The 19898-nt window shown below is 75.1% G+C and carries 19 protein-coding genes and 1 pseudogene; 13 read left to right on the top strand and 7 right to left on the bottom strand.

The features are described from left to right. Nucleotides 1-59: 59 nt before the first annotated feature. From O7606_RS01150 to hisF, 6 genes are all read left to right on the top strand, one after another. Nucleotides 60-233, top strand: a complete 174-nt coding sequence (locus O7606_RS01150; protein ID WP_281597109.1) for a hypothetical protein — start codon at nt 60-62, stop codon at nt 231-233. Then, nucleotides 230-850 carry an imidazole glycerol phosphate synthase subunit HisH gene (gene hisH, locus O7606_RS01155; RefSeq protein WP_281597110.1) on the top strand — a complete coding sequence of 207 codons (621 nt, stop codon included), beginning with the start codon at nt 230-232 and terminating at the stop codon, nt 848-850. Before O7606_RS01150 ends, hisH begins: the two co-directional genes overlap by 4 nt. Nucleotides 851-884: 34 nt before the next feature. Next, nucleotides 885-1211 (top strand): hypothetical protein, encoded by a 327-nt coding sequence (locus tag O7606_RS01160; protein ID WP_281597111.1) that lies wholly within the window; start codon nt 885-887, stop codon nt 1209-1211. Between the two features lie 65 nt (nt 1212-1276). Then, nucleotides 1277-2005, top strand: a complete 729-nt coding sequence (priA, locus tag O7606_RS01165; protein ID WP_281597112.1) for a bifunctional 1-(5-phosphoribosyl)-5-((5-phosphoribosylamino)methylideneamino)imidazole-4-carboxamide isomerase/phosphoribosylanthranilate isomerase PriA — start codon at nt 1277-1279, stop codon at nt 2003-2005. A gap of 3 nt (nt 2006-2008) precedes the next feature. After that, complete coding sequence (locus O7606_RS01170) at nt 2009-3004, top strand: NADP-dependent oxidoreductase (protein ID WP_281597113.1); 996 nt, start codon at nt 2009-2011, stop codon at nt 3002-3004. Between the two features lie 104 nt (nt 3005-3108). Continuing rightward, nucleotides 3109-3903, top strand: coding sequence for an imidazole glycerol phosphate synthase subunit HisF (gene hisF / locus O7606_RS01175; RefSeq protein ID WP_281597114.1), 795 nt, complete (start codon nt 3109-3111; stop codon nt 3901-3903). Between the two features lie 115 nt (nt 3904-4018). Here hisF and O7606_RS01180 read toward each other — a convergent pair whose 3' ends face one another. After that, complete coding sequence (locus tag O7606_RS01180; protein ID WP_281597115.1) at nt 4019-4489, bottom strand: hypothetical protein; 471 nt, start codon at nt 4487-4489, stop codon at nt 4019-4021. 888 nt (nt 4490-5377) lie between these two features. On the opposite strand from O7606_RS01180, the gene O7606_RS01185 reads away from it, so the two are divergent. Continuing rightward, the gene (locus O7606_RS01185; RefSeq protein WP_281597116.1) at nt 5378-6832 is read left to right on the top strand and encodes a PLP-dependent aminotransferase family protein; all 1455 of its coding nucleotides are present in this window, start codon (nt 5378-5380) and stop codon (nt 6830-6832) included. Nucleotides 6833-6922: 90 nt separating this feature from the next. On the opposite strand, the gene O7606_RS01190 is transcribed toward O7606_RS01185, so the two are convergent. After that, nucleotides 6923-8749 (bottom strand): long-chain fatty acid--CoA ligase, encoded by a 1827-nt coding sequence (locus O7606_RS01190; RefSeq protein ID WP_281597117.1) that lies wholly within the window; start codon nt 8747-8749, stop codon nt 6923-6925. A gap of 132 nt (nt 8750-8881) precedes the next feature. Next, nucleotides 8882-9511, bottom strand: a complete 630-nt coding sequence (locus O7606_RS01195; protein ID WP_281597118.1) for a TIGR03085 family metal-binding protein — start codon at nt 9509-9511, stop codon at nt 8882-8884. Between the two features lie 141 nt (nt 9512-9652). Between O7606_RS01195 and O7606_RS01200 the strand changes: the two genes are divergently transcribed. Further along, a complete protein-coding gene (locus tag O7606_RS01200; protein ID WP_281597119.1) occupies nt 9653-11536 on the top strand; it encodes an ABC transporter ATP-binding protein in 1884 nt (627 codons plus the stop codon). Between the two features lie 2 nt (nt 11537-11538). Next, entirely contained in the window at nt 11539-13344 is a 1806-nt protein-coding gene (locus tag O7606_RS01205; RefSeq protein ID WP_281599434.1) for an ABC transporter ATP-binding protein, read from the top strand. A 37-nt stretch (nt 13345-13381) separates the two neighbouring features. On the opposite strand, the gene O7606_RS01210 is transcribed toward O7606_RS01205, so the two are convergent. The 3 genes from O7606_RS01210 to O7606_RS01220 form a co-directional block, all read right to left on the bottom strand. Further along, the gene (locus O7606_RS01210; RefSeq protein ID WP_281597120.1) at nt 13382-13990 is read right to left on the bottom strand and encodes a TetR family transcriptional regulator; all 609 of its coding nucleotides are present in this window, start codon (nt 13988-13990) and stop codon (nt 13382-13384) included. 122 nt (nt 13991-14112) lie between these two features. After that, nucleotides 14113-14868 carry an ABC transporter permease gene (locus O7606_RS01215; RefSeq protein ID WP_281597121.1) on the bottom strand — a complete coding sequence of 252 codons (756 nt, stop codon included), beginning with the start codon at nt 14866-14868 and terminating at the stop codon, nt 14113-14115. Continuing rightward, nucleotides 14865-15593 (bottom strand): ABC transporter ATP-binding protein, encoded by a 729-nt coding sequence (locus O7606_RS01220; protein WP_281597122.1) that lies wholly within the window; start codon nt 15591-15593, stop codon nt 14865-14867. Before O7606_RS01220 ends, O7606_RS01215 begins: the two co-directional genes overlap by 4 nt. Before the next feature lie 124 nt (nt 15594-15717). Between O7606_RS01220 and hisI the strand changes: the two genes are divergently transcribed. From hisI to O7606_RS01235, 3 genes are read left to right on the top strand one after another with little or no spacing between them, the layout of a single operon-like run. Beyond that, on the top strand, nt 15718-16131 hold the full coding sequence (gene hisI / locus O7606_RS01225; RefSeq protein WP_281597123.1) for a phosphoribosyl-AMP cyclohydrolase: 414 nt from the start codon (nt 15718-15720) through the stop codon (nt 16129-16131). Next, nucleotides 16128-17681, top strand: a complete 1554-nt coding sequence (locus tag O7606_RS01230; RefSeq protein WP_281597124.1) for an anthranilate synthase component I — start codon at nt 16128-16130, stop codon at nt 17679-17681. Before hisI ends, O7606_RS01230 begins: the two co-directional genes overlap by 4 nt. Before the next feature lie 29 nt (nt 17682-17710). Further along, a complete protein-coding gene (locus tag O7606_RS01235) occupies nt 17711-18361 on the top strand; it encodes a Trp biosynthesis-associated membrane protein (RefSeq protein ID WP_281599435.1) in 651 nt (216 codons plus the stop codon). A 14-nt stretch (nt 18362-18375) separates the two neighbouring features. Here the strand turns inward: O7606_RS01235 and O7606_RS01240 are convergent. Then, a pseudogene (locus tag O7606_RS01240) lies at nt 18376-18594 on the bottom strand (hypothetical protein); the annotation flags it as partial. A gap of 486 nt (nt 18595-19080) precedes the next feature. Here O7606_RS01240 and trpC point away from each other — a divergent pair. Continuing rightward, complete coding sequence (gene trpC, locus O7606_RS01245) at nt 19081-19884, top strand: indole-3-glycerol phosphate synthase TrpC (protein WP_281599437.1); 804 nt, start codon at nt 19081-19083, stop codon at nt 19882-19884. The last annotated feature ends 14 nt before the right edge of the window (nt 19885-19898 follow it).

Below are 19898 nucleotides of genomic sequence, written 5' to 3' on the forward strand. Positions count from 1 at the left end.
CCGGCTGTCGTGCCCGGCGCCGGCGCTGTCGTCGGGTGGGCGCGGCGGGAGGGCCGCTGATGTCGGGGGTGCTGCCGGCGCTGCTGCTGATCCTCGGCGGCGTCCTGGTCGGCGGGGTGTGGTCGCTGCGCCGGCAGGGGGCGTCCCGGGGGGCGGTCGTGGTGACCGCGGTGCTCGCCGTGCTGGCCACCGCCGGGGGCGTGCTGTGGCTGATCCCGGAGGTGACGTCGTGAGCCGGGTCGTGGTGCTCGACTACGGGTCGGGCAACCTGCGTTCGGCGGAGCGGGCGCTGGAGCGGGCCGGGGCCTCGGTGACGGTCACCGCCGACCTGGCCGCCGCCGCCGGGGCGGACGGACTGGTGGTGCCCGGGGTGGGCGCGTACGCGGCGTGCATGGCCGGGATCGAGGCGCTCGGCGCGGGGCCGGTGATCGCCGACCGGGTGACCGCCGGCCGTCCGGTGCTCGGCATCTGCGTCGGCATGCAGGTGCTGTTCGGCTACGGCGAGGAGCACGGCGTGGTGACCAAGGGGCTGGGCCTGCTGCCCGGCGGGGTGACCCGGTTGGCCGCCCCCCGGCTGCCGCACATGGGCTGGAACACGGTCCGCCCGCCGGCCGGCTCGACGCTCTTCGCCGACCTGCCCGAGGAGAGCCGCTTCTACTTCGTGCACTCGTACGCGGTGACCGACGTGCCCGCGCTGACCGCGGCCGGCGTGGCGGTCACCACCGCGCGGCACGGCACGGACTTCGTCGCCGCGGTGGAGCGGGGCGCCCTGTCGGCCGCGCAGTTCCACCCGGAGAAGTCCGCCGACACCGGCGCCGCCCTGCTGCGCAACTGGCTGGCCACGCTGTGACCGGTCCGGCCCGTCGCGGTGACCGGAGTGGCCGGTGAGCAAGGAACGCGCCCGGCTCCGGGCGGCCCGGGAGGCCGAACGCGAACGCCAGCGGGCGGCCCGGGCCCGTACGGTGGCCCGCCGGCAACGTCGGCGGGCGCTGCTGCGCCGGTTGCGTCCGCGCTGGCGGGGGCGACGCACCGGGCGGCTGCTGGCCCGGCGCAGCCGGGCCGAGCGCGCCGGCATCGTGGTGCTGACCCTGGCGGTGCTGGCGTTGATCTGGACGCTGGTGCCCGACCCCGCGTTGCGGATCCTGCTCGTCGTGCTGTTGCTGCTGGTCCTGCCGGCGGTCGTGGTGATCGCCCTGGACCGTCGCACCTGATCCGCCCCCGCACCTGATCCACCGTCGTACCTGATCCACCGTCGTACCTGACCGAGGAGAACACGTTGACTCTGACCCTGCTCCCCGCCGTGGACGTCGCCGACGGCCAGGCCGTCCGTCTCGTCCAGGGCGCCGCCGGCAGCGAGACCACGTACGGCGACCCGCTGGAGGCGGCGCTGGCCTGGCAGCGCGACGGCGCGGAGTGGATCCACCTGGTCGACCTGGACGCGGCCTTCGGGCGGGGCTCCAACGCCGGGCTGCTCGCCGACGTGGTCCGTCGGCTGGACGTGCGGGTGGAGCTCTCCGGCGGCATCCGGGACGACGCGTCGCTGCGGGCCGCGCTGGCCACCGGCGCGACCCGGGTCAACATCGGCACCGCCGCGCTGGAGGACCCCGAGTGGTGTGACCGGATCTGCGGCGAGTTCGGCGACCGGGTGGCGATCGGGCTGGACGTGCGGGGCCGTACCCTCGCCGCCCGGGGCTGGACCCGCGACGGCGGCGACCTGTACGAGGTGCTGGAGCGGCTCGACAAGGCCGGCGCCTCCCGGTACGTGGTGACCGACATCACCAAGGACGGCACCATGCGCGGGCCGAACCTGGACCTGCTGCGTGCGGTGTGCGCGCGTACCGACGCGCCGGTGATCGCCTCCGGTGGCGTCTCCACCCTCGACGACCTGCGCGCCCTGGCCACCCTGGAGCCGGTCGGCGTGGAGGGCGTGATCGCCGGCAAGGCGCTCTACGCGGGCGCGTTCACCGTCGCCGAGGCCCTCCGGGCCCTGTCCGAGGAGCAGTGATCCATGCCGAACCGGGAGATCCACCTGGCGTCCCGACCGCAGGGCTGGCCGACGGCGGAGAACTTCCGCCTGGTCGAGACGGCGGTGCCCGGCGCCGCCGACGGGCAGCTCGTGGTCCGCAACCTGGTCATGTCGGTCGACCCGTACATGCGGGGGCGGATGAACGACGTCAGGTCGTACGTGCCGCCGTTCCGTCTCGACGCCCCGCTCGACGGCGGCGCGGTCGGCGAGGTGGTGGAGAGCCGGGCCGCCGGTTTCGCGCCCGGGGACGTGGTGGCGCACCGCCTCGGCTGGCGCGAGTACGCCCTGCTCGACGCCGCCGACGCCCGGAAGGTGGACCCGACGCTGGCCCCGGTGAACGCGTACCTGAGCGTGCTCGGCATGACCGGGATGACCGCGTACGCCGGGCTGCTGGAGGTGGCCGGGATGCGGCCGGGCGAGACGGTCTTCGTCTCCGCCGCGGCCGGCGCGGTGGGCAGCCTGGTCGGGCAGATCGCCAGGCTGCGGGGCGCGGCCCGGGTCGTCGGCAGCGCCGGCTCGCCGGCCAAGGTGGCCCGGCTGCGTGAGCTCGGCTTCGACGCGGCGTTCGACTACCACGACGCCCCGGTTGCCGAGTCGCTGGCCGCCGCCGCCCCGGACGGCGTCGACGTTTACTTCGACAACGTCGGCGGCGACCACCTGGAGGCGGCGATCGGCGCGTTGCGCCCGCACGGCCGGGCGGCGATCTGCGGCATGATCGCCCAGTACAACGCGACCGAGCCGCCGCCCGGGCCCCGCAACCTCGCCATGGTGATCGGCAAGCAGCTCACCCTGCGCGGGTTCCTGGTCCTCTCCTACGAGCACCTGCGGGAACAGTTCGTCCAGGAGATGTCCGGCTGGCTGCGCGACGGGCGGCTGCGCTACGACGAGACGGTCGTCGACGGGCTGGCGCAGGCGCCGGAGGCGTTCATCGGCCTGCTGCGCGGCGAGAACCTCGGCAAGATGCTGGTCCGGCTCTGACGGCGCGGGTGGCGGCGTCGTGCGGCGGGAGGCCCCGTCGTGCGGCGGGAGGTGGCGTCGTGCGGCACGGGACGGTGGAAGGGGCGCCCGGTAGGCTCGCGGGCATGACGGTGGCGGTACGGGTGATCCCCTGTCTCGACGTGGACGCCGGACGGGTGGTCAAGGGGGTCAACTTCGTCGACCTGCGCGACGCCGGCGACCCGGTGGCGCTCGCCGCCGCGTACGACCGGGCCGGCGCGGACGAGTTGACCTTCCTGGACGTGACCGCCTCCTCCGACGCCCGGGGCACCATGCTCGACGTGGTCCGCCGGACCGCCGAGACGGTCTTCATCCCGCTCACCGTCGGCGGCGGGGTGCGCAGCGTCACCGACGTCGACGTGCTGCTGCGTGCGGGGGCGGACAAGGTCGGGGTGAACACCGCGGCCATCGCGCGTCCCGAGCTGATCGCCGAGATCGCCGAGCGGTTCGGCCGGCAGGTGCTGGTGCTCTCCCTGGACGTGCGCCGCGACCCGACCGGCGGCACCGGCAGCGGGTTCGAGGTGACCACGCACGGCGGCCGGCGGGGCACCGGTCTGGACGCGGTCGACTGGGCGCGCCGGGTGGCCGAGCTGGGCGCGGGGGAGATCCTGCTCAACTCGATGGACGCCGACGGCACGAAGGCCGGGTTCGACCTGGCGCTGATCTCCGAGGTCCGCGCGGTGGTCGACGTGCCGGTGATCGCCTCGGGCGGGGCCGGCGCGGTGGCGCACTTCCCGCCGGCGGTCGCCGCGGGCGCCGACGCGGTGCTCGCGGCCAGTGTCTTCCACTTCGGGGAGCTGGGCATCGGCGAGGTCAAGGACGCCCTGCACGCCGCCGGGCACCCGGTGCGCCGCCCCTCGGTGGCCACCCCGGCCGGCTGAGCCGCGCCGCCCGGCCCGGCCCGGAGCGCCCGTCCCGTTCCCGGGCCGGCGGGGCCCCGGCCGGGCGGGAACGCGTCGTCCCTGGCGGCCCAGGCGGGTCAGGCGGTACTTCGGGTCAGCGGCGCCCGTGGGCCGGGCCGTCGTCCTCGGGCGAGCGGCGGGGCGTCGGGACGGACCGTTTGACGTACTCGTGCACCGCGGCGGTGTGCTCGTGCTCGTCGAGCACCCAGTCGCCGTGGCCGGGCGCGTGCCGTCGGGTCAGCGCGGTCTGCACGGTGTCCACCATGGTGGACATCCCGACGTGCGGGCGGTTCCGCCAGAGCTGCTCACCGGCGGGGGTGACCCGGAACCAGCCGTCGGTCACGCTGACCAGGCCCGCCCCGGCCAGCCGGCGGACCGCCGTCTGCACCTCGTGCCGGTCCGGGATCGCCTGGTTGAGGTGGTCGGCGGTGGAGAGCACGTCGGTGAGGCGTACGCCCTCGGGCCGTCGGCTCGCCGGGGCCCGGCGGTGCCGTCCGGCCCCGCTGGCGATGACCAGTGACACGAAGATCCAGGCGTCCGTCCAGTGCCATCCCTCAGCCCCCATGGGGAAATGATGCCGGCTGTCGAGCCCGGAGTAAAACATCCGGTTTCCGACTCGGGAGGGGGCCGCAGCTCAGCCCGGTCGGCGGCGAGGTCGGCCGGCGTGGCGGACCGGTCGCTCCGGACCTCGGAGTGGACGCGTCCCGCGCCGGGCGACCGGTCGGACCCGGCGGCCGGCCCGGTGGCGGGCCCGCTGACCTCCCCCGGGGCGGAACCGACGCCCCACTGCCGGGCCGGTCACGCCCACGCCGTTTACTCGCCGCCCCTGGCCCCGGCCCCTGGCCCCTGGCCCCGGCCCCCGGCCTTGGCCTGACCGGCGCCGGTGCCCGGACCCGACCACCCCTGCGGTCGCCGCTATGCCGAGGGTGGCCCCCGGACGGGGCGGACGGGATGGGCGCTCGTCACGATCGGTAAGACCCGGGCCGGAAGCTGCTGTCACTTCTCGGCCCTTTGCTCTGCACCCACGACCGCGCCAGACACATCCCGTAGTGAACCGTTGGCGCTCTTATCTGCGGTGCCGTTGTCGACTGAGCTGCTCAGCCCACCTGATGCTGATACGGGTGCAGAGCAAAGGCTGGCGGGGGCTACAGGTTCCTTGCCCTGACCTCACGCTGAGTCACTCTGGGGCGCCAGGCCAGGGCGGTCACTTTCGGTGCAAGCCGGTGCTCCAGCGGCGGCAGCGGCAGCGGCGGCGGCGTCGCCTGCCGCGCCGCCGTCGCCTTTCGCGCCGGCCGTCGGAGGTGGCCAGCACACCGCCCGGACTTCCGCCACCCCGGGGGCGTGCCTGGTGAGGCCACCGAACCGGCGGTGGATTCCCGGTTGCCGCGACCGGTGCCACATGCCAATCTGAAGGCCAATCCGCAGGCGGGAGAGCCAATCGGGGGGAGTGGCGGTGACCGGTCAGGTCCGCGGGGGGCAACTGGCCCGCCTGCTCGGCCAGTGGCATGCGCTGCCCGGCCGTCGCCGGCACCCCGACTACGCCGCGCTGGCCGGTTCCGTCCGAGGGCTGCTCGCCGACGGCCGCCTGCCCCTGGGGGTGCGCCTGCCGGCCGAGCGGGAGCTCGCCGAGGCGCTGCGGATCAGCCGTACCACGGTCACCGCCGCCTACCGGGAGCTGCGGGAGAGCGGTCATCTGACCAGCCGGCGCGGCGCGGGGAGCTGGACCACCCTGCCCGGCGGGCACCGGGTGGCCAGCTCCGGCCTGTGGACCCCGCAGGACGACCTGGACATGATCGACCTGGGTATCGCGGCGCTGGCCGCCCCGCCGGAGCTGGTCCCGGCGACCCGGGCCGCCGCCGAGGACCTGCCCCGCTACCTGGGCAGCGCCGGCTACCACCCGACCGGCATCATCGAGCTGCGCGAGGCGGTCGCCCGGCACTACACCGGGCGGGGGCTGCCCACCAGCCCCGAGCAGATCATGGTCACCAACGGCACCCAGCACGCGCTGGACCTGGTGCTGCGGCTGGTGCTGCCGCCCGGCGGCGGCGTGCTCGTCGAGTCACCCACCTATCCCAACGCGTTGGCCGCCCTGTCCGCGCGGCGGGCCCGCGTCGCCACCCACGGTCTCGCCCTGGACGCCGGCTGGGACGCCGAGCTGCTGCTGGGCAGCATCCGCCAGTCCCGGCCACGACTGGTGTACGTGATCCCGGACTTCCAGAACCCGACCGGCCACCTCATGCCGGTCGAGCTGCGCGAGCGGGTCGTCGGCGCGGCCCACGCGGCGGGCGCCGACGTGGTGGTCGACGAGTCCTTCGTCGACCTGCCGCTGGACGACACCCCGCTGCCCCCGCCGACCGCCACCTTCGACAGGCACTCCCGCGTGGTCAGCATCGGCGGGATGAGCAAGCCGTACTGGGGTGGGCTGCGGATCGGCTGGGTGCGCGCGTCGGCCCCGCAGGTGCAGCGGCTCGCCGCCACCCGGATCGGGGTGGACATGGCCAGCCCGGTGCTGGAGCAGCTCGTCGCCGTCCACCTGCTCGCCGACGGGGAGCGCATCGTGGCCGCCCGGCGGGCGTTGCTGACCGCCCAGCGGAACGCGCTGCTCGCCGCGCTGGCCGACCGGCTGCCGCAGTGGCGGGTGGCCGTGCCGCCGGGCGGGGTGACGCTCTGGGCCGAGCTGGACGGGCCGGTCTCCAGCGCCCTGGCCCGCGCCGCCGAGGAGGTCGGCGTACGTCTCGCGCCCGGCCCCCGGTTCGGCCTGGACGGCACCCTGGAGCGGTTCCTGCGGCTCCCGTTCACCCTGCCCGCCGCCGACCTGGTCGAGGCGGTGCAGCGGATCGCCGCGGTCCGCTACGACCTGGACCGGGCCGGCCGGCAGCCGTGGCGGGAGCCGTCGGTCATCGCCTGAGCCGGCCGTGCCCGTGCGCCCCCGGGAGCGCGCCGGACGGCGGCGCCGGCGGCCGAACGGGTTGTCGGCCGGCCGCCGGTCGGGCGCCCGTCAGAGCTCGGCGAGCGCGCCGTCGTACATCCTGTCGATCTCGGCGGCGAAGTTGCTCTCGACCCCGCGCCGCTTGATCTTCAGGGACGGGGTGATCTCGCCGTCCTCGATGGTCAGGTCCCGCGGCAGGATGGTGACCTTCTTGATGGTCTCCCAGCGGTTGAGCCGGCCGTTGAGCTCCGCGACGTACCCCTCGACCATCTCCTGCGCCTGCGGCGAGGCGGCGATCGCGGGGTAGTCCCGCCCCTCCAGCGGGCCGCCGACGGCCCAGGTCCGGATGGCGTCCGGGTCCAGGGTGACCAGCATGGTGCAGTAGTTGCGGGCCTGACCGATCACCACCACCTGGGAGGTGTACGGGCAGATCGCCTTGAACAGGCCCTCGATGTGCGACGGCGCGATGTACTTGCCGCCGGAGGTCTTGACCAGGTCCTTCTTCCGGTCGGTGATGCGCAGGTAGCCGTCGGCGTCGAGGGAGCCGATGTCCCCGGTGCGGAAGAAGCCGTCCTCGGTGAACGCGGCGGCGGTCTCCTCGGGCAGGTTGTGGTAGCCGCGCATCACCGGCCGCCCGCGCAGCAGGATCTCCCCGTCGGTGTCGATCCGGCACTCCAGGTCGCCCATGGCCGGGCCGACCGTGCCGATCCGGAGCGCCCCCGGCCGGTTGACGAAGTTGCCGGCGCTGGACTCGGTCAGCCCGTAGCCCTCGGAGATCGGCAGGTTCGCGGCGGCGAAGAAGGTGGCGATCTCGGCGCTGAGCGGGGCCGCGCCGGAGACCAGCACCCGGATCCGGCCGCCGAGCCGGGCCTGGATCTTGCTGAAGACGAGCTTCTCGGCGAGCCGGTGACGCAGCCGGAGCCCGGTCGGCACGGGCTTGCCGGCCTGTTCCAGGGCGATCTTCTCCTTGCCGGTGCGGACCGCCCAGGCGAAGATCTTCGCCTTCGCGCCGCCGGCGTCCTGGGCGGTGGTGACCGACTTGTTGTAGACCTTCTCGAAGACCCGGGGCGCGCCGCACATCAGCGTCGGCCGGATCACGGAGAGCAGCTCGACCAGCTTCTCCACCCGGCCGTCGACGTAGGTCGCCAGCCCCACGTGGGTCGCCCCGCAGAGCAGCGTCTTGCCGAACGAGTGGGACAGCGGCAGCCAGAGGTACTGGAGGTCGTCGGGGCGCAGCAGCCCCACGTCGGCCTGGGCCACGCCCTCCCAGCACCAGCCGCCGTGCAGCAGCTCGACGCCCTTCGGCCGGCCGGTGGTGCCGGAGGTGTAGATCAGCGTGGCGAGGTGGTCCGGCCCGAGGCCGGCGACGATCCCGTCGATCAGGCCGGGCTCGGCGTCCAGGGCCAGCGTGCCCCGTTCCTCCAGCTCGGCGAGGGTGAGCTGGGCGACGGCGGCGGACGGGTCGGCCTCGCCGTCGAAGAGGACCACGTGGGTCAACGCGGGCAGGTCGGCGCCGGCGAGCTTGGCGGCCTGGGCCGGATTCTCCGCGAACAGCACCCGGGAGCCGGAGTCGGCGACGATGTAGCGGGTGTCCTCCGGCTCGGTGGTCGGGTAGACCGTGGTGGTGGCCCCGCCCGCGCACATGATGCCCAGGTCGGCGACGACCCAGTCCAGCCGGGTGTTCGCCAGGATGGCCACCCGGTCCTCGAGGCCGATGCCCAGCCCGTGCAGGCCGGCGGCGACCGCCTTGGCCCGGTGCGCCATCTGCGCCCAGGTCAGCCAGACCGGCCCCGAGTCGTCGGGGGCGGGATGGGCGAACGCGTGGCGATCCGGGGTGGCCGCGACGCGCTTGAGGAACATGTCGGGGATCGAACGGTACGGTACATCGAGAGCCATCGCTGCAGCCGCCTTCAGGGGTGGGTACGTGACGGTCGTCACGCTGGTCTGCGGTTACCGAAGGGTATTGCGTACCCCCGCGGATCGGCTAGCCCCGGGCGGCCGGCGCGCCGTCGGCGGCCGGACGCGAGGTCAGAAACCGAGCGGAGCGGCACGTAACCGCTCGACCAGCGCCGCCGCCCCGTCGAGCTGCGCCCGGGCCGCCCGCTGCCGCCCGGAGAGGAAGATCGTCAGCTCGCTCGGCGGACCGACCACCCGCAGCGGCTCGCCGCCGCGCCCGCACCGGAACTCGCCGTGCCCGGGCGCCTGCACCAGCAGCGCCGCCGGGAACCGGCGCAACGCCAGCCGGCCCAGCGGGGCGACCCGTTTCCACAGCGCCCCCTGCAGACCGGCCGACAGCTCCCGGGGCTGCCAGTCGGGGGACGCCCGGCGGACGTCCTCGTGGTGGATGAAGAACTCCATCGTGTTGACCAGCTCGTCGGTCAGCGGGTTGCTCAGCGGGCTCCACACCGGCGGTCGACGCACCTGCGCCACCAGCTCCGCCCAGGGCTGCCCGGCCAGCCGCAGCCGCACCCGCTCGGCGTACCCGCGCAGCGGCGGCAGCAGGATGCCGCCCGCGGCGTCCGGGCGGCGCTCGCGGACCACCAGGTGGGCGGCGAGATCCCGGGTCGACCACCCCTCGTTGAGCGTCGGGGCGTCCGGGCCGAGGGTCAGCATCAGGTCGGCGAGCGCGTGGCGCTCCGCTCGGGCGTACCGCGACATGCCCCGATGGTAGGCCGGTACGCCGGAAACGGCCTCCCCGGACCGCCGGGTCGTGCCGGAATCCGCCCCCCGGGCGGCGCGGCCGGTGGCCAGCGGTAAGGATGAAGGAGAATACTGGCGGCTTACGGCGGGGGATGTGGAGTGTCGAGCAAGACGAGTGCGGACGTGCTGGCCCGGGGCCTGCGGGTCCTCGGGCGGGCCATCCGGGAGCAACCACGCATCTTCGCGGTCGCGGTCGCGGGCAGCGTGCTCTTCGGCGCCATGGTGATCGGCAGCGCGTACGTGATCGGCGCGGTGGTCGGCGACGTGGTGGTGCCGTCGGTCACCCGGGGGGCGGTCGAGGTCCAGGCGCTGGCCCTGGCCGCCGCGGTCCTGATCGGGATCAGCCTGCTCCGGGTGGTGGCCATCTTCGGCCGCCGGCTCGGCGCCGGCTACATGCAGTACCGGCTCCAGGCCAGCTACCGTCGCCAGGTCACCCGGCGGTACCTGGACCTGCCGCTGTCCTGGCACCAGCGGCACGCCACCGGCACCCTGCTGTCCAACGCCAACTCCGACGTCGAGGCGATCTGGTACCCGATCGCGCCGTTGCCGTTCGCGGTCGGCACGCTGGTCATGGTGGTCGGCGCGGTCGCCGCGCTGTTCGCCACCGACTGGGCGCTGGCGCTGGTCGGGCTGGCCGTCTTCCCGGCCCTGTTCACCCTCAACGTGGTCTACTCCCGGCGGATGGCCCCCCGGCAGGCCCGGGCGCAGCGGCTGCGCGCCGAGGTCAGCGGCATCGCGCACGAGAGCTTCGACGGCGCGCTGGTGGTCAAGACCATGGGCCGGGAGGCCCAGGAGACCCGGCGGTTCGGCGCCCGCGCCGGCGAGCTGCGCGACGCGCTGATCTCCGTCGGCCGGCTGCGTGGCCTGTTCGACCCGCTGCTGGAGACCCTGCCCAGCGTCGGCACGCTGGCCGTGCTGGTGGTCGGCGCGGCCCGGCTGAGCCAGCAGGCGATCACCGTCGCCGAGCTGGTCAGCGTGGCGTTCCTGTTCACCGTGCTGGCCGTGCCGGTCCGGGCGATCGGCTGGGTCCTGGCCGAGCTGCCGCGCAGCGTCGCCGGCTGGGACCGGGTGCAGCAGGTGCTCGGCGCGACCGGCGAGATGACCTACGGCGGGCGGACGCTCGACCCGGCCGCCGGGGCCGCCACGCTCGCCTTCGCCGACGTGTCGTTCCACTACGAGCCGGCCGAGGCGCACCTGCCCGGCGCCCAGGTGCTCGGCGAGGTCACCTTCACCGTGCCGGCCGGCCGGACGGTCGCCCTGGTCGGGCCGACCGGCGCCGGCAAGTCCACCATCGCCGCCCTGGCCGTCCGGCTGGTCGACCCCGACCGGGGCACGGTCGCGCTGGACGGCGTCGACCTGCGGGAGCTGGCCGGGGCCGCGCTGGCCGGCGACGTCGCGCTGGTCGCCCAGGTGCCCTTCGTCTTCGACGACACCGTGCGCGCCAACATCACCCTCGACCGGGCCGGCATCGGCGACGACGACGTGTGGGCGGCGCTGCGCCTGGCCGAGGCGGACGGCTTCGTCGCCGCCCTGCCCGACGGGCTGGACACCATGGTCGGCGAGCGGGGCACCTCCCTCTCCGGTGGTCAGCGGCAGCGCCTCACCCTGGCCCGGGCGCTGGCCGGCCGACCCCGGCTGCTGGTGCTCGACGACGCGACCAGCGCCGTCGACCCCCGGGTGGAGGCGGCCATCCTGGCCGGTCTGCGCGGGGCGGCGGCCGACGGCGGCGCGGCGGGCGCCTCGATCCTCGTGGTGGCGTACCGGCGGGCCACCATCGCCCTCGCCGACGAGGTGATCTACGTCGAGCAGGGTCGGGTGGTGGCCCGCGGCACGCACGCCGACCTGCTCGCCACCGTGCCCGGCTACGTCGACCTGGTCACCGCGTACGAGCAGGCCGAGCAGGAGCGGGCGGAGTCCCGCCCGTACCAGGACCCGGAGGTGGTCCCGGTGACCACCGGCCTCGAAGTGGAGTTGGACCGGTGACGGTGGGCACGGACGAGAAGATCACCCAGGTCGCCGGCGCCCGGCCGGCGGACCGGCGACCGGAGACGGCCTGGCAGACGTTGAAGCGGGGGCTGAGCCTCTCCCCGGAGCTGCGGGTCGGGCTGGCCACCACGCTGGCCCTGGCGCTGGTGTACATGGTGGGTCGGGTCGCCGTGCCGGTGGCCGTGCAGCAGGGCATCGACCGGGGCGTGGTCGACGGCATCGACCTGGACGTGATCGGGACGGTGGTGGCGCTGACCGTGGCGACCCTGGTCGTCACCACGTCCTGCGGCTACCTGATGATGCGGCGGCTGTTCACGGTCAGCGAGACCGCCCTGGCCAACGTCCGGACGAGGGCGTTCCGGCACGTGCACGACCTGTCGATGCTGCACCAGCAGTCCGAGCGGCGCGGCTCCCTGGTCTCCCGGGTGACCAGCGACGTGGACCAGATCACCCAGTTCCTCCAGTGGGGCGGGGTGATCCTGCTGATCAACCTCGGTCAGCTCGTGGTCACCACGGTCGTCATGGCCGTCTACTCCTGGCAGTTGACGCTCGTGGTGTACGCCGCCTTCCTGCCGGCGCTGCTGATCATCCGCGCCCTGCAACGGCGGCTCGCCACCGCGTACGGGCTGGTGCGGCAGCGGATGGGCGCGCTGCTGGCGGCGATCGGGGAGAGTGTGGTCGGCGCGCCGGTGATCCGGGCGTACGGGGTGTCCGCGCGGACCGCCCGCCGGCTGGACGCGGCGATCGACGACCACCGGCGGGCGCAGCAGCGCGCCATCCGGTTCAGCATCCTGGGCAGCTCCGTGGGTGAGCTGGCGGCCGGGCTGGCGCTGGCCGGGGTGGTCGTGGTCGGGGTGACCCTGGGCGCGGACCGGACGTTGTCGGTCGGCCAGATCACCGCGTTCCTGTTCCTGGTGACCCTGTTCATCCAGCCGGTGCAGATCGCCACCGAGGTGCTCAACGAGGCGCAGAACGCGATCGCCGGCTGGCGGCGGGTGCTCGACGTGCTCGACCTGTCCCCGGACGTGGCGGACCCGGGGGAGCAGGGCCGGGAGCTGCCGCCGGGCCCGCTGGACGTCCGGTTCGACCGGGTCGGTTTCGCGTACCCGGGCGGGCCGCCGGTGCTGCACGACATCGACCTGGGCATCGCGGCGAAGACCCGGGTGGCGGTGGTGGGCGAGACCGGCAGCGGCAAGACCACCTTCGCCAAGCTGCTCACCCGGCTGATGGACCCGACCAGCGGCGCGGTCTGCCTCTCCGGGGTGCCGCTGGACCGGGTGCGGTTCGACTCGCTGCGCTCCCGGGTGGTGATGGTGCCGCAGGACGGTTTCCTGTTCGACGCCACGGTGGGGGAGAACGTCCGGTTCGCCCGTCCGGAGGCGACCGACGAGCAGCTCGTCGCCGCGTTCACCGAGCTGGGGCTGCTCGACTGGCTGGAGGGCCTGCCGGCCGGGCTGGACACCCCGGTCGGGGAGCGCGGCGAGGCGCTCAGCGTGGGGGAGCGGCAGTTGGTGGCGCTGGCCCGGGCGTACCTGGCCGACCCGGACCTGCTGGTGCTGGACGAGGCGACCAGCGCGGTCGACCCGGCCACCGAGGTGCGCCTGCAGAAGACCCTGGACGCGGTGACCCGGGGACGCACCACCCTGGCCATCGCGCACCGGCTCTCCACCGCGCAGGCCGCCGACGAGGTGATCGTGGTGGACCGGGGCCGGGTGGTGCAGCGGGGCCCGCACGACACGCTGGTCCGTGACCAGGGCTCGGTGTACGGGCAGCTCTACGCCTCGTGGCTGGAGCAGACCCGGTGACCGGCCGGGCCGGACCCGCCGGCCCGGCCCGGCCGGCTCAGGTGGGGAAGACGCCGTCCAGCGGGCCGTCCAGGTAACGCTGCACGGCCGGTCCGACCGCCGCCACCAGGGTCTCCGGGGGTACGGAGGCCACCGGCTCCAGCCGGATGACGTACCTCATCAGCACCAGTCCGGCCATCTGGGTGGCGGCCAGCGAGCCGCGCAGCGGCAGCTCGGCCGGGTCGGCGCCGAGCTGCTGGAGGACCCGGCGCAGGATCTGGGTCACCAGGAACTCCCGCAGCAGCCGGGCGGTCCAGTCGGTGGTCACCGCCGAGCGCAGCAGGGCGACCCCGGCGACTCCGGCCGGGGAGTCCCAGACGCCGAGGAACATCCGGACCAGCCGTTCCCCGACCCGCGCCGGATCACCGTCGAGCACCCCGGGCAGCAGCTCGCCCGGGTCGACCGGCGCGTTCATCGCCGCCAGGAAGAGCTTGTCCTTGCCGCCGAAGTAGTGGTGGACCAGGGCCGGGTCCACCCCGGCCGAGCCGGCGATGGCGCGCACCGACGCCGCGTCGAAGCCCCGTTCGGCGAACATCGCGCGCGCCGAGGCGAGGATCGCCTCCCGGGTGTCCGGCCTGCCGGGCCGCCGTCCGGTCCGTCCGCTCATCGTCGCCCTTCCCGCGTCGCCCTTCCCGCGTCGCCCTTCCCGCGTCGCGCCACCCCGCCGGGGTCGCCGGCCCCCGTCCGTCGACCCCGGCGCTGCTCTGCCCGCCGGTCAGGGCCCGCCGGTCAGCGGCTGCGGCGACGCAGGGTGGCCGCGGCCAGCGCCAGGGCCAGCAGGGCCGACCCGGCCACCACGGTCAGGTCCCGCCACATCGTGCCGGTGGGCTCGGCGTGCGCGCCGACCTCCTGCAACGCCTCCACCGCGTACGTCAGCGGCAGCGCGTCGCCGACCGCCTGGAGCCAGCCGGCCATCTCCGGCCGGGCGACGAACAGCCCGCAGAGCAGGATCTGCGGGATCACCACGACCGGCATGAACTGTACGGCCTGGAACTCGGTGCGGGCGAAGGCGCTGCACAGCAGACCCAACGCCATGCCCAGCAGCGCGGTGACCACGGCGATGACGACGACCAGCCCGGCGCTGCCCGCCGTCTCCAGGCCGAACAGCGCGTACGCGACCGCGGCGGCCACCCCGGCCTGGGTCGCCGCGGCGAGGCCGAGGGCGAGGGCGTACCCGCCGAGCAGGTCGAGCCGGGCAAGCGGGGTGGTGAGCAGCCGCTCCAGCGTCCCAGAGGTGCGTTCCCGCAACATCGCGATGCTGGTCACCAGGAACATGATGGTGAACGGGAAGAGCCCCAGCATGATCAGCGCGACCCGGTCGAAGGGGCGGGGCTGCCAGGGTGGGGCGGTCTGCTCGGCGTACATGGCGTAGACCAGCGCGAGCAGCACGCCGGGCACCACGACCAGCAGCGCGACGGTCCGTCGGTCGTGGCGGAGCTGACGCAGCACCCGCCCGGCGGTGGCCGCCGTGACGCGCGGGCTCACGACTGCTCACCCTGGCTCTCGGCCGCCCGGATCAGGCGCAGGAACGCCTCGTCCAGGTCGGCCACCCCGGCCCGGTCGCGGACCCCGTCGGGGGTGTCGTCGGCGAGCAGCCGGCCCTGCCGGATCAGCAGCAGCCGGTCGCAGCGGGCGGCCTCGTCCATCACGTGGCTGGAGACCAGCAGGGTGACGCCGTCGGCGGCCAGCGCGTGGAACCGGGCCCACAGGTCGGCGCGCAGCACCGGGTCCTGCCCGACGGTCGGCTCGTCGAGCACGATCAGCTCCGGTCGGCCGACCAGGACGCAGGCCAGCGAGGCCCGGCTGCGTTGCCCGCCGGAGAGGGCGCCGACGAGCTGCCCGGCCGCCGCGGCCAGCCCCACCTCGGCGACCGCCCGGTCGGCGTCGGCCCGGCTGCGCCCGTACACGGCGGCGAAGTAGCGGGCATTTTCCCGCACGGTCAGGTCGGCGTAGACGCTCGGGGCCTGGGTGAGGTAGCCGACCTGGCGGCGCAGGGTCGGCGCGCCGGCGGGCCGGCCGAGCACGCGCACCGTGCCGTCGGTGACCACCTGCACCCCGACCACGGCCCGCATCAGGGTGGTCTTGCCGCTGCCGCTCGGCCCGAGCAGCCCGGTCACCGCGCCCCGGGGCACCGTGCCGGTGATGCCGTGCAGCACCCGCCGCCCGCCCCGGTCCACCACCAGGCCACGCAGCTCGATCGCAGGTCCCATCCGCTCCTCCAGAATTCATCACCTAATGAATTCCACGCTACCCACCCCCACCACCCCTCCGCAACACCTCCACCGGCCGGTGGGGGTGGGGTGGGGCGGAGGGCGTGCGGAACAATGGGGCACTGTGCCCGTACCTGATGCGCCGGTGAGCGGCGCCACCACCCAGCCGCACCGCCCGTCGTCGCTCGACCCGGCCGTCGCGGCCCGGCTGCGTCGCGGCCCCGACGGCCTGGTCGCCGCCGTGGTCCGCCAGCACGACTCCGGCGAGGTGCTGATGGTCGCCTGGATGGACGACGAGGCCCTGCACCGCACCCTCACCACCGGGCGGGCCACCTACTGGTCCCGCAGCCGGCAGGAGTACTGGGTCAAGGGCGCCACCTCCGGCCACCACCAGCACGTCCGCTCGGTGGCCCTGGACTGCGACGGCGACGCGTTGCTGGTCAGCGTCGACCAGGTCGGCCCGGCCTGCCACACCGGCCAGCGAAGCTGCTTCTTCGTCGACCTGCCGGTCAGCGGGGGCGGGGTGGACGGCCGATGACCGACGGCGTGGTGAGCCCCGACCAGGCCACCTTCACCGACCTGGCGTCCCGCTGGCGGGTCGTCCCGGTCACCCGCCGGCTGCTGGCCGACGCGGAGACCCCGGTCGGGGTCTACCGCAAGCTCGCCGGCGGGCCGGGCACCTTCCTGCTGGAGTCCGCCGAGCAGGGCGTCGGGTCCGCCGGGCTGGCCTGGTCCCGGTACTCCTTCATCGGCGTGCGCAGCAGCGCCACCCTGGTCGAGCGGGACGGCGTGGCGACCTGGCTCGGTCGACCGCCGGCCGGGCTGCCCACCACGGGCGAGCCGGCCGGGGTGCTGCGCGACACCGTCGCCGCCCTGGCCGGGCCGGCGTTCGACCCGGCCAGCGGCATGCCGCCGCTGACCGGCGGCATGGTCGGCTACCTCGGGTACGACCTGGTCCGCCGGTTCGAGAAGCTGCCCACCCGCACCGAGGACGAGCTGGGCGTGCCCGAGCTGGGCATGATGCTCGCCACCGACCTGGTGGTCCTCGACCACTACGAGGGCTCGGCGATCCTCATCGCCAACGCGGTGCTGCCCCCGCTGGACGAGCCCGACCGGGACGCCCGGGTGGCCGCCGCGTACCACCACGCGATCGGTCGGCTGGACGCGATGACGTCGGCGCTGTCCCGGCCGATCCCGCCGATGATCTCCACCGTCGACCGGCCGCCGGTCGGCGAGGTGGCCTCCCGCACGGCCGAGGGGAACTACCCCAAGGCGGTCGAGTCGGCCAAGGAGGCGATCCGGGCCGGCGAGTGCTTCCAGATCGTGCTGGCCCAGCGCTTCGAGCGGCGTACCGACGCCGACCCGCTGGACGTCTACCGGGTGCTGCGCACCACCAACCCCAGCCCGTACATGTACCTGCTGCGGTTCGACGACTTCGACATCGTCGGCTCCTCCCCGGAGGCGCACCTCAAGGTCACCCACGCCGAGGACGGGCAGCGCCGGGCGCTGCTGCACCCGATCGCCGGCACCCGCCCCCGGGGCGGCGACCCCGAGCACGACGCCCGGCTCGCCACCGAGCTGCTGGCCGACCCGAAGGAACGGGCCGAGCACGTGATGCTCGTCGACCTGGGCCGCAACGACCTGGGCCGGGTCTGCCGGCCGGGCACGGTCGAGGTGCCGGAGTTCGCCACCATCGAGCGGTACAGCCACGTCATGCACATCGTCTCGACCGTGGTCGGCACGCTGCGGGCCGACCGCACCGCGTTCGACGCGCTCGCCGCGACCTTCCCCGCCGGTACGCTCTCCGGCGCGCCGAAGGTCCGCGCCATGGAGATCATCGAGGAGTTGGAGCCGGTCCGGCGGGGCCTCTACGGCGGCACGGTCGGCTACTTCGGCTTCGGCGGCGACCTGGACATGGCCATCGCGATCCGTACCGCGCTGCTCCGCGACGGCTGGGCGTACGTGCAGGCCGGCGCGGGGATCGTGGCCGACTCCGATCCGGCCGCCGAGGACCGCGAGACCCGGGCCAAGGCGGCGGCCGTGCTCGCCGCGATCGCCGCCGCCGAGACCCTCCGGCCGGCCCGGTGAGCCCGGACCACCCCGGGCGGGCCGCGCCGATGAGCGCCGCCACCGGCCCCGATCCCGGGCGGTACGCCGACGCCGTGCCGACTCCCGGTCGGGACGCCGTGCCGACCAGCGCCGACAGCGGGCCGGGCCCGGGGCGGGACGCGTCGGCGGGGGGCCGGCGCGAGCTGACGTACGCGACGCTGCTCTGCCTGGTCGGGGCGGCGCTGGCGGTCTGGGCGGCGACCCGGACCTGGTCGGTCGAGGTGACCGTGCGCCCCGCCCCGCTGCCGGCCGTGCGCGCGGACCGGTCCGGGGCCGCCCTGCTGCCCTGGCTGCCCGCGCTGGGCGTGGTCGCGCTCGCCGGCGCGGGCGCGGTGCTCGCCACCCGGGGCCGGCTCCGGCGGGCGCTCGGGGCGTTGATCCTGCTGCTCGGCGTGGCCGTGACGGCCGGCGGCGGGTACGGCCTGACGGCCGCCTTCGACGGGGAGGTCAGCCGGCAGTGGCCGGCGTCGTGCCTGCTCGGCGGCGTGTTGACGGCCGTCGGCGGGGCCTGGGTCGGGTGGCGTGGCCAGCGTTGGCCGGCGATGGGCGCCCGTTACGAGCGGCCGGTCGCCGCCCCGCCCCGGGCCGGCACGCCCGCCCGGGGCGCCACCGACGCCTGGGACGCCCTCGACCGGGGCGAGGACCCCACCGCCACCTGAGTGCCGCTCGGGGCGGCGGTGAGCTCGGCGGCCAGCCGGTCCAGCTCGGCGCGGCGGGCGGCCCGGGCCCGGTCGGCGCAGACCGCTTCCCAGGCGTTGCCCCGGGCGGTGCGCGCCCGCTCCGGGCCGATCACGGCCCGCTCCAGGGTGTGCACCATCCCGACCGCGAGCGAGGCGGCCGTCCGGGAGATCGTGGTCAGTCCGATGGTCGGCGTCACTCGGCCAGTACTCATGATCACTCCGCAACGAGGGTCGTGGCGTCCGTGCGGCGGACCCGGTTCGAGTCTGCCCGACGTCGATGCTCCGTGTTTCACGTTTCACCGTGATAACCGCCGCATCAACAGCCGGGGGGACGAACCCGTGGCCAGGGCCGGTGGGGCCGGAGCGGTCCGCTGGCCCGGTCGGCCGGCTCGGTCGCATCCCGGCAACAAGCCGGACATGGTGTCATGATGATGAGGATGATCGATGCGTCCGGTGGTGGGGGACGGCGGGATGGTCGCGGTGGTCGTACCGTCTGGTCGCTCTGCGTGGTTTTGCGCTCACCGGAAGTCGGTCATTATGCCCCAGCCCATCTCGTGAGGCGCGCCATACCCCCCCACCTGGGGTCCAGGCCCGCCACCTAGCATCGGCCCATGACACCCGGAGAGGGGAGTCCGTTGGTGACTGCGGAGCATGCGCACGCGGAGGGGGACCAGCCCGGATCGACGGGACCCGCCAGCGTGCTCGACGAGATTCTGGCCGGCGTACGCGAGGACGTCGCCCGGCGGCAGGAGCAGATCCCGATGGAGCGGATCCGCGAACTCGCCGCCGCCGCACCGCCCCCGCTGGACGCGTACGCCGCCCTGCGACGACCCGGCGTGGCGGTGATCGCCGAGGTGAAACGCTCCTCCCCGTCCCGGGGACAGCTCGCCGAGATCGCCGACCCGGCCGAGCTGGCCGGGGAGTACGCCGCCGGCGGCGCGCGGGCGATCAGCGTGCTGACCGAGGGGCGCTGGTTCGGCGGCTCGCTCGACGACCTGGCCGCCGTCCGGGCCGCCGTGCAGGTCCCGGTCCTGCGCAAGGACTTCGTGGTCTCCAGCTACCAGGTGCACGAGGCCCGCGCGCACGGGGCCGACCTGGTGCTGCTGATCGTCGCGGCCCTGGAGCAGAACGCCCTGGTCGGGCTCCTGGAGCGGATCGAGTCGCTTGGGATGACCGCCCTGGTCGAGGTGCACGACGAGGAGGAGGCCGACCGGGCCCTGGAGGCCGGCGCCCAGGTCATCGGGGTCAACGCCCGGGACCTGCGCACCCTGGAGGTCGACCGGTCGGTGTTCGAGCGGATCGCGCCCGGTCTGCCGAGCAGCGTCGTCAAGATCGCCGAGTCGGGGGTGCGCGGGCCGCACGACCTGATCCGGTACGCCTCCGCCGGAGCGGACGCCGTCCTGGTCGGCGAGGGCCTGGTCACCCAGAAGAGCCCCCGCGAGGCGGTGGCCGAGCTGGTCAACGCCGGCAACCACCCGGCCACCCCCCGCCCGGTGCGGTGAGCCGCGCCGGCTGA

The sequence above is a fragment of the Micromonospora sp. WMMD882 genome (assembly GCF_027497255.1).
GTDB lineage: Bacteria > Actinomycetota > Actinomycetes > Mycobacteriales > Micromonosporaceae > Micromonospora.

Coding starts and splice junctions, on each gene's coding strand:
- O7606_RS01230 (WP_281597124.1), top strand. CDS start 16,128: ATGACCGACGGCGTGGTGAGCCCCGACCAGGCCACCTTCACCGACCTG.
- O7606_RS01210 (WP_281597120.1), bottom strand. CDS start 13,990: ATGAGCGGACGGACCGGACGGCGGCCCGGCAGGCCGGACACCCGGGAG.
- O7606_RS01195 (WP_281597118.1), bottom strand. CDS start 9,511: ATGTCGCGGTACGCCCGAGCGGAGCGCCACGCGCTCGCCGACCTGATG.
- O7606_RS01170 (WP_281597113.1), top strand. CDS start 2,009: ATGCCGAACCGGGAGATCCACCTGGCGTCCCGACCGCAGGGCTGGCCG.
- O7606_RS01220 (WP_281597122.1), bottom strand. CDS start 15,593: ATGGGACCTGCGATCGAGCTGCGTGGCCTGGTGGTGGACCGGGGCGGG.
- O7606_RS01235 (WP_281599435.1), top strand. CDS start 17,711: ATGAGCGCCGCCACCGGCCCCGATCCCGGGCGGTACGCCGACGCCGTG.
- O7606_RS01180 (WP_281597115.1), bottom strand. CDS start 4,489: ATGGGGGCTGAGGGATGGCACTGGACGGACGCCTGGATCTTCGTGTCA.
- O7606_RS01150 (WP_281597109.1), top strand. CDS start 60: ATGTCGGGGGTGCTGCCGGCGCTGCTGCTGATCCTCGGCGGCGTCCTG.
- O7606_RS01190 (WP_281597117.1), bottom strand. CDS start 8,749: ATGGCTCTCGATGTACCGTACCGTTCGATCCCCGACATGTTCCTCAAG.
- hisF (WP_281597114.1), top strand. CDS start 3,109: ATGACGGTGGCGGTACGGGTGATCCCCTGTCTCGACGTGGACGCCGGA.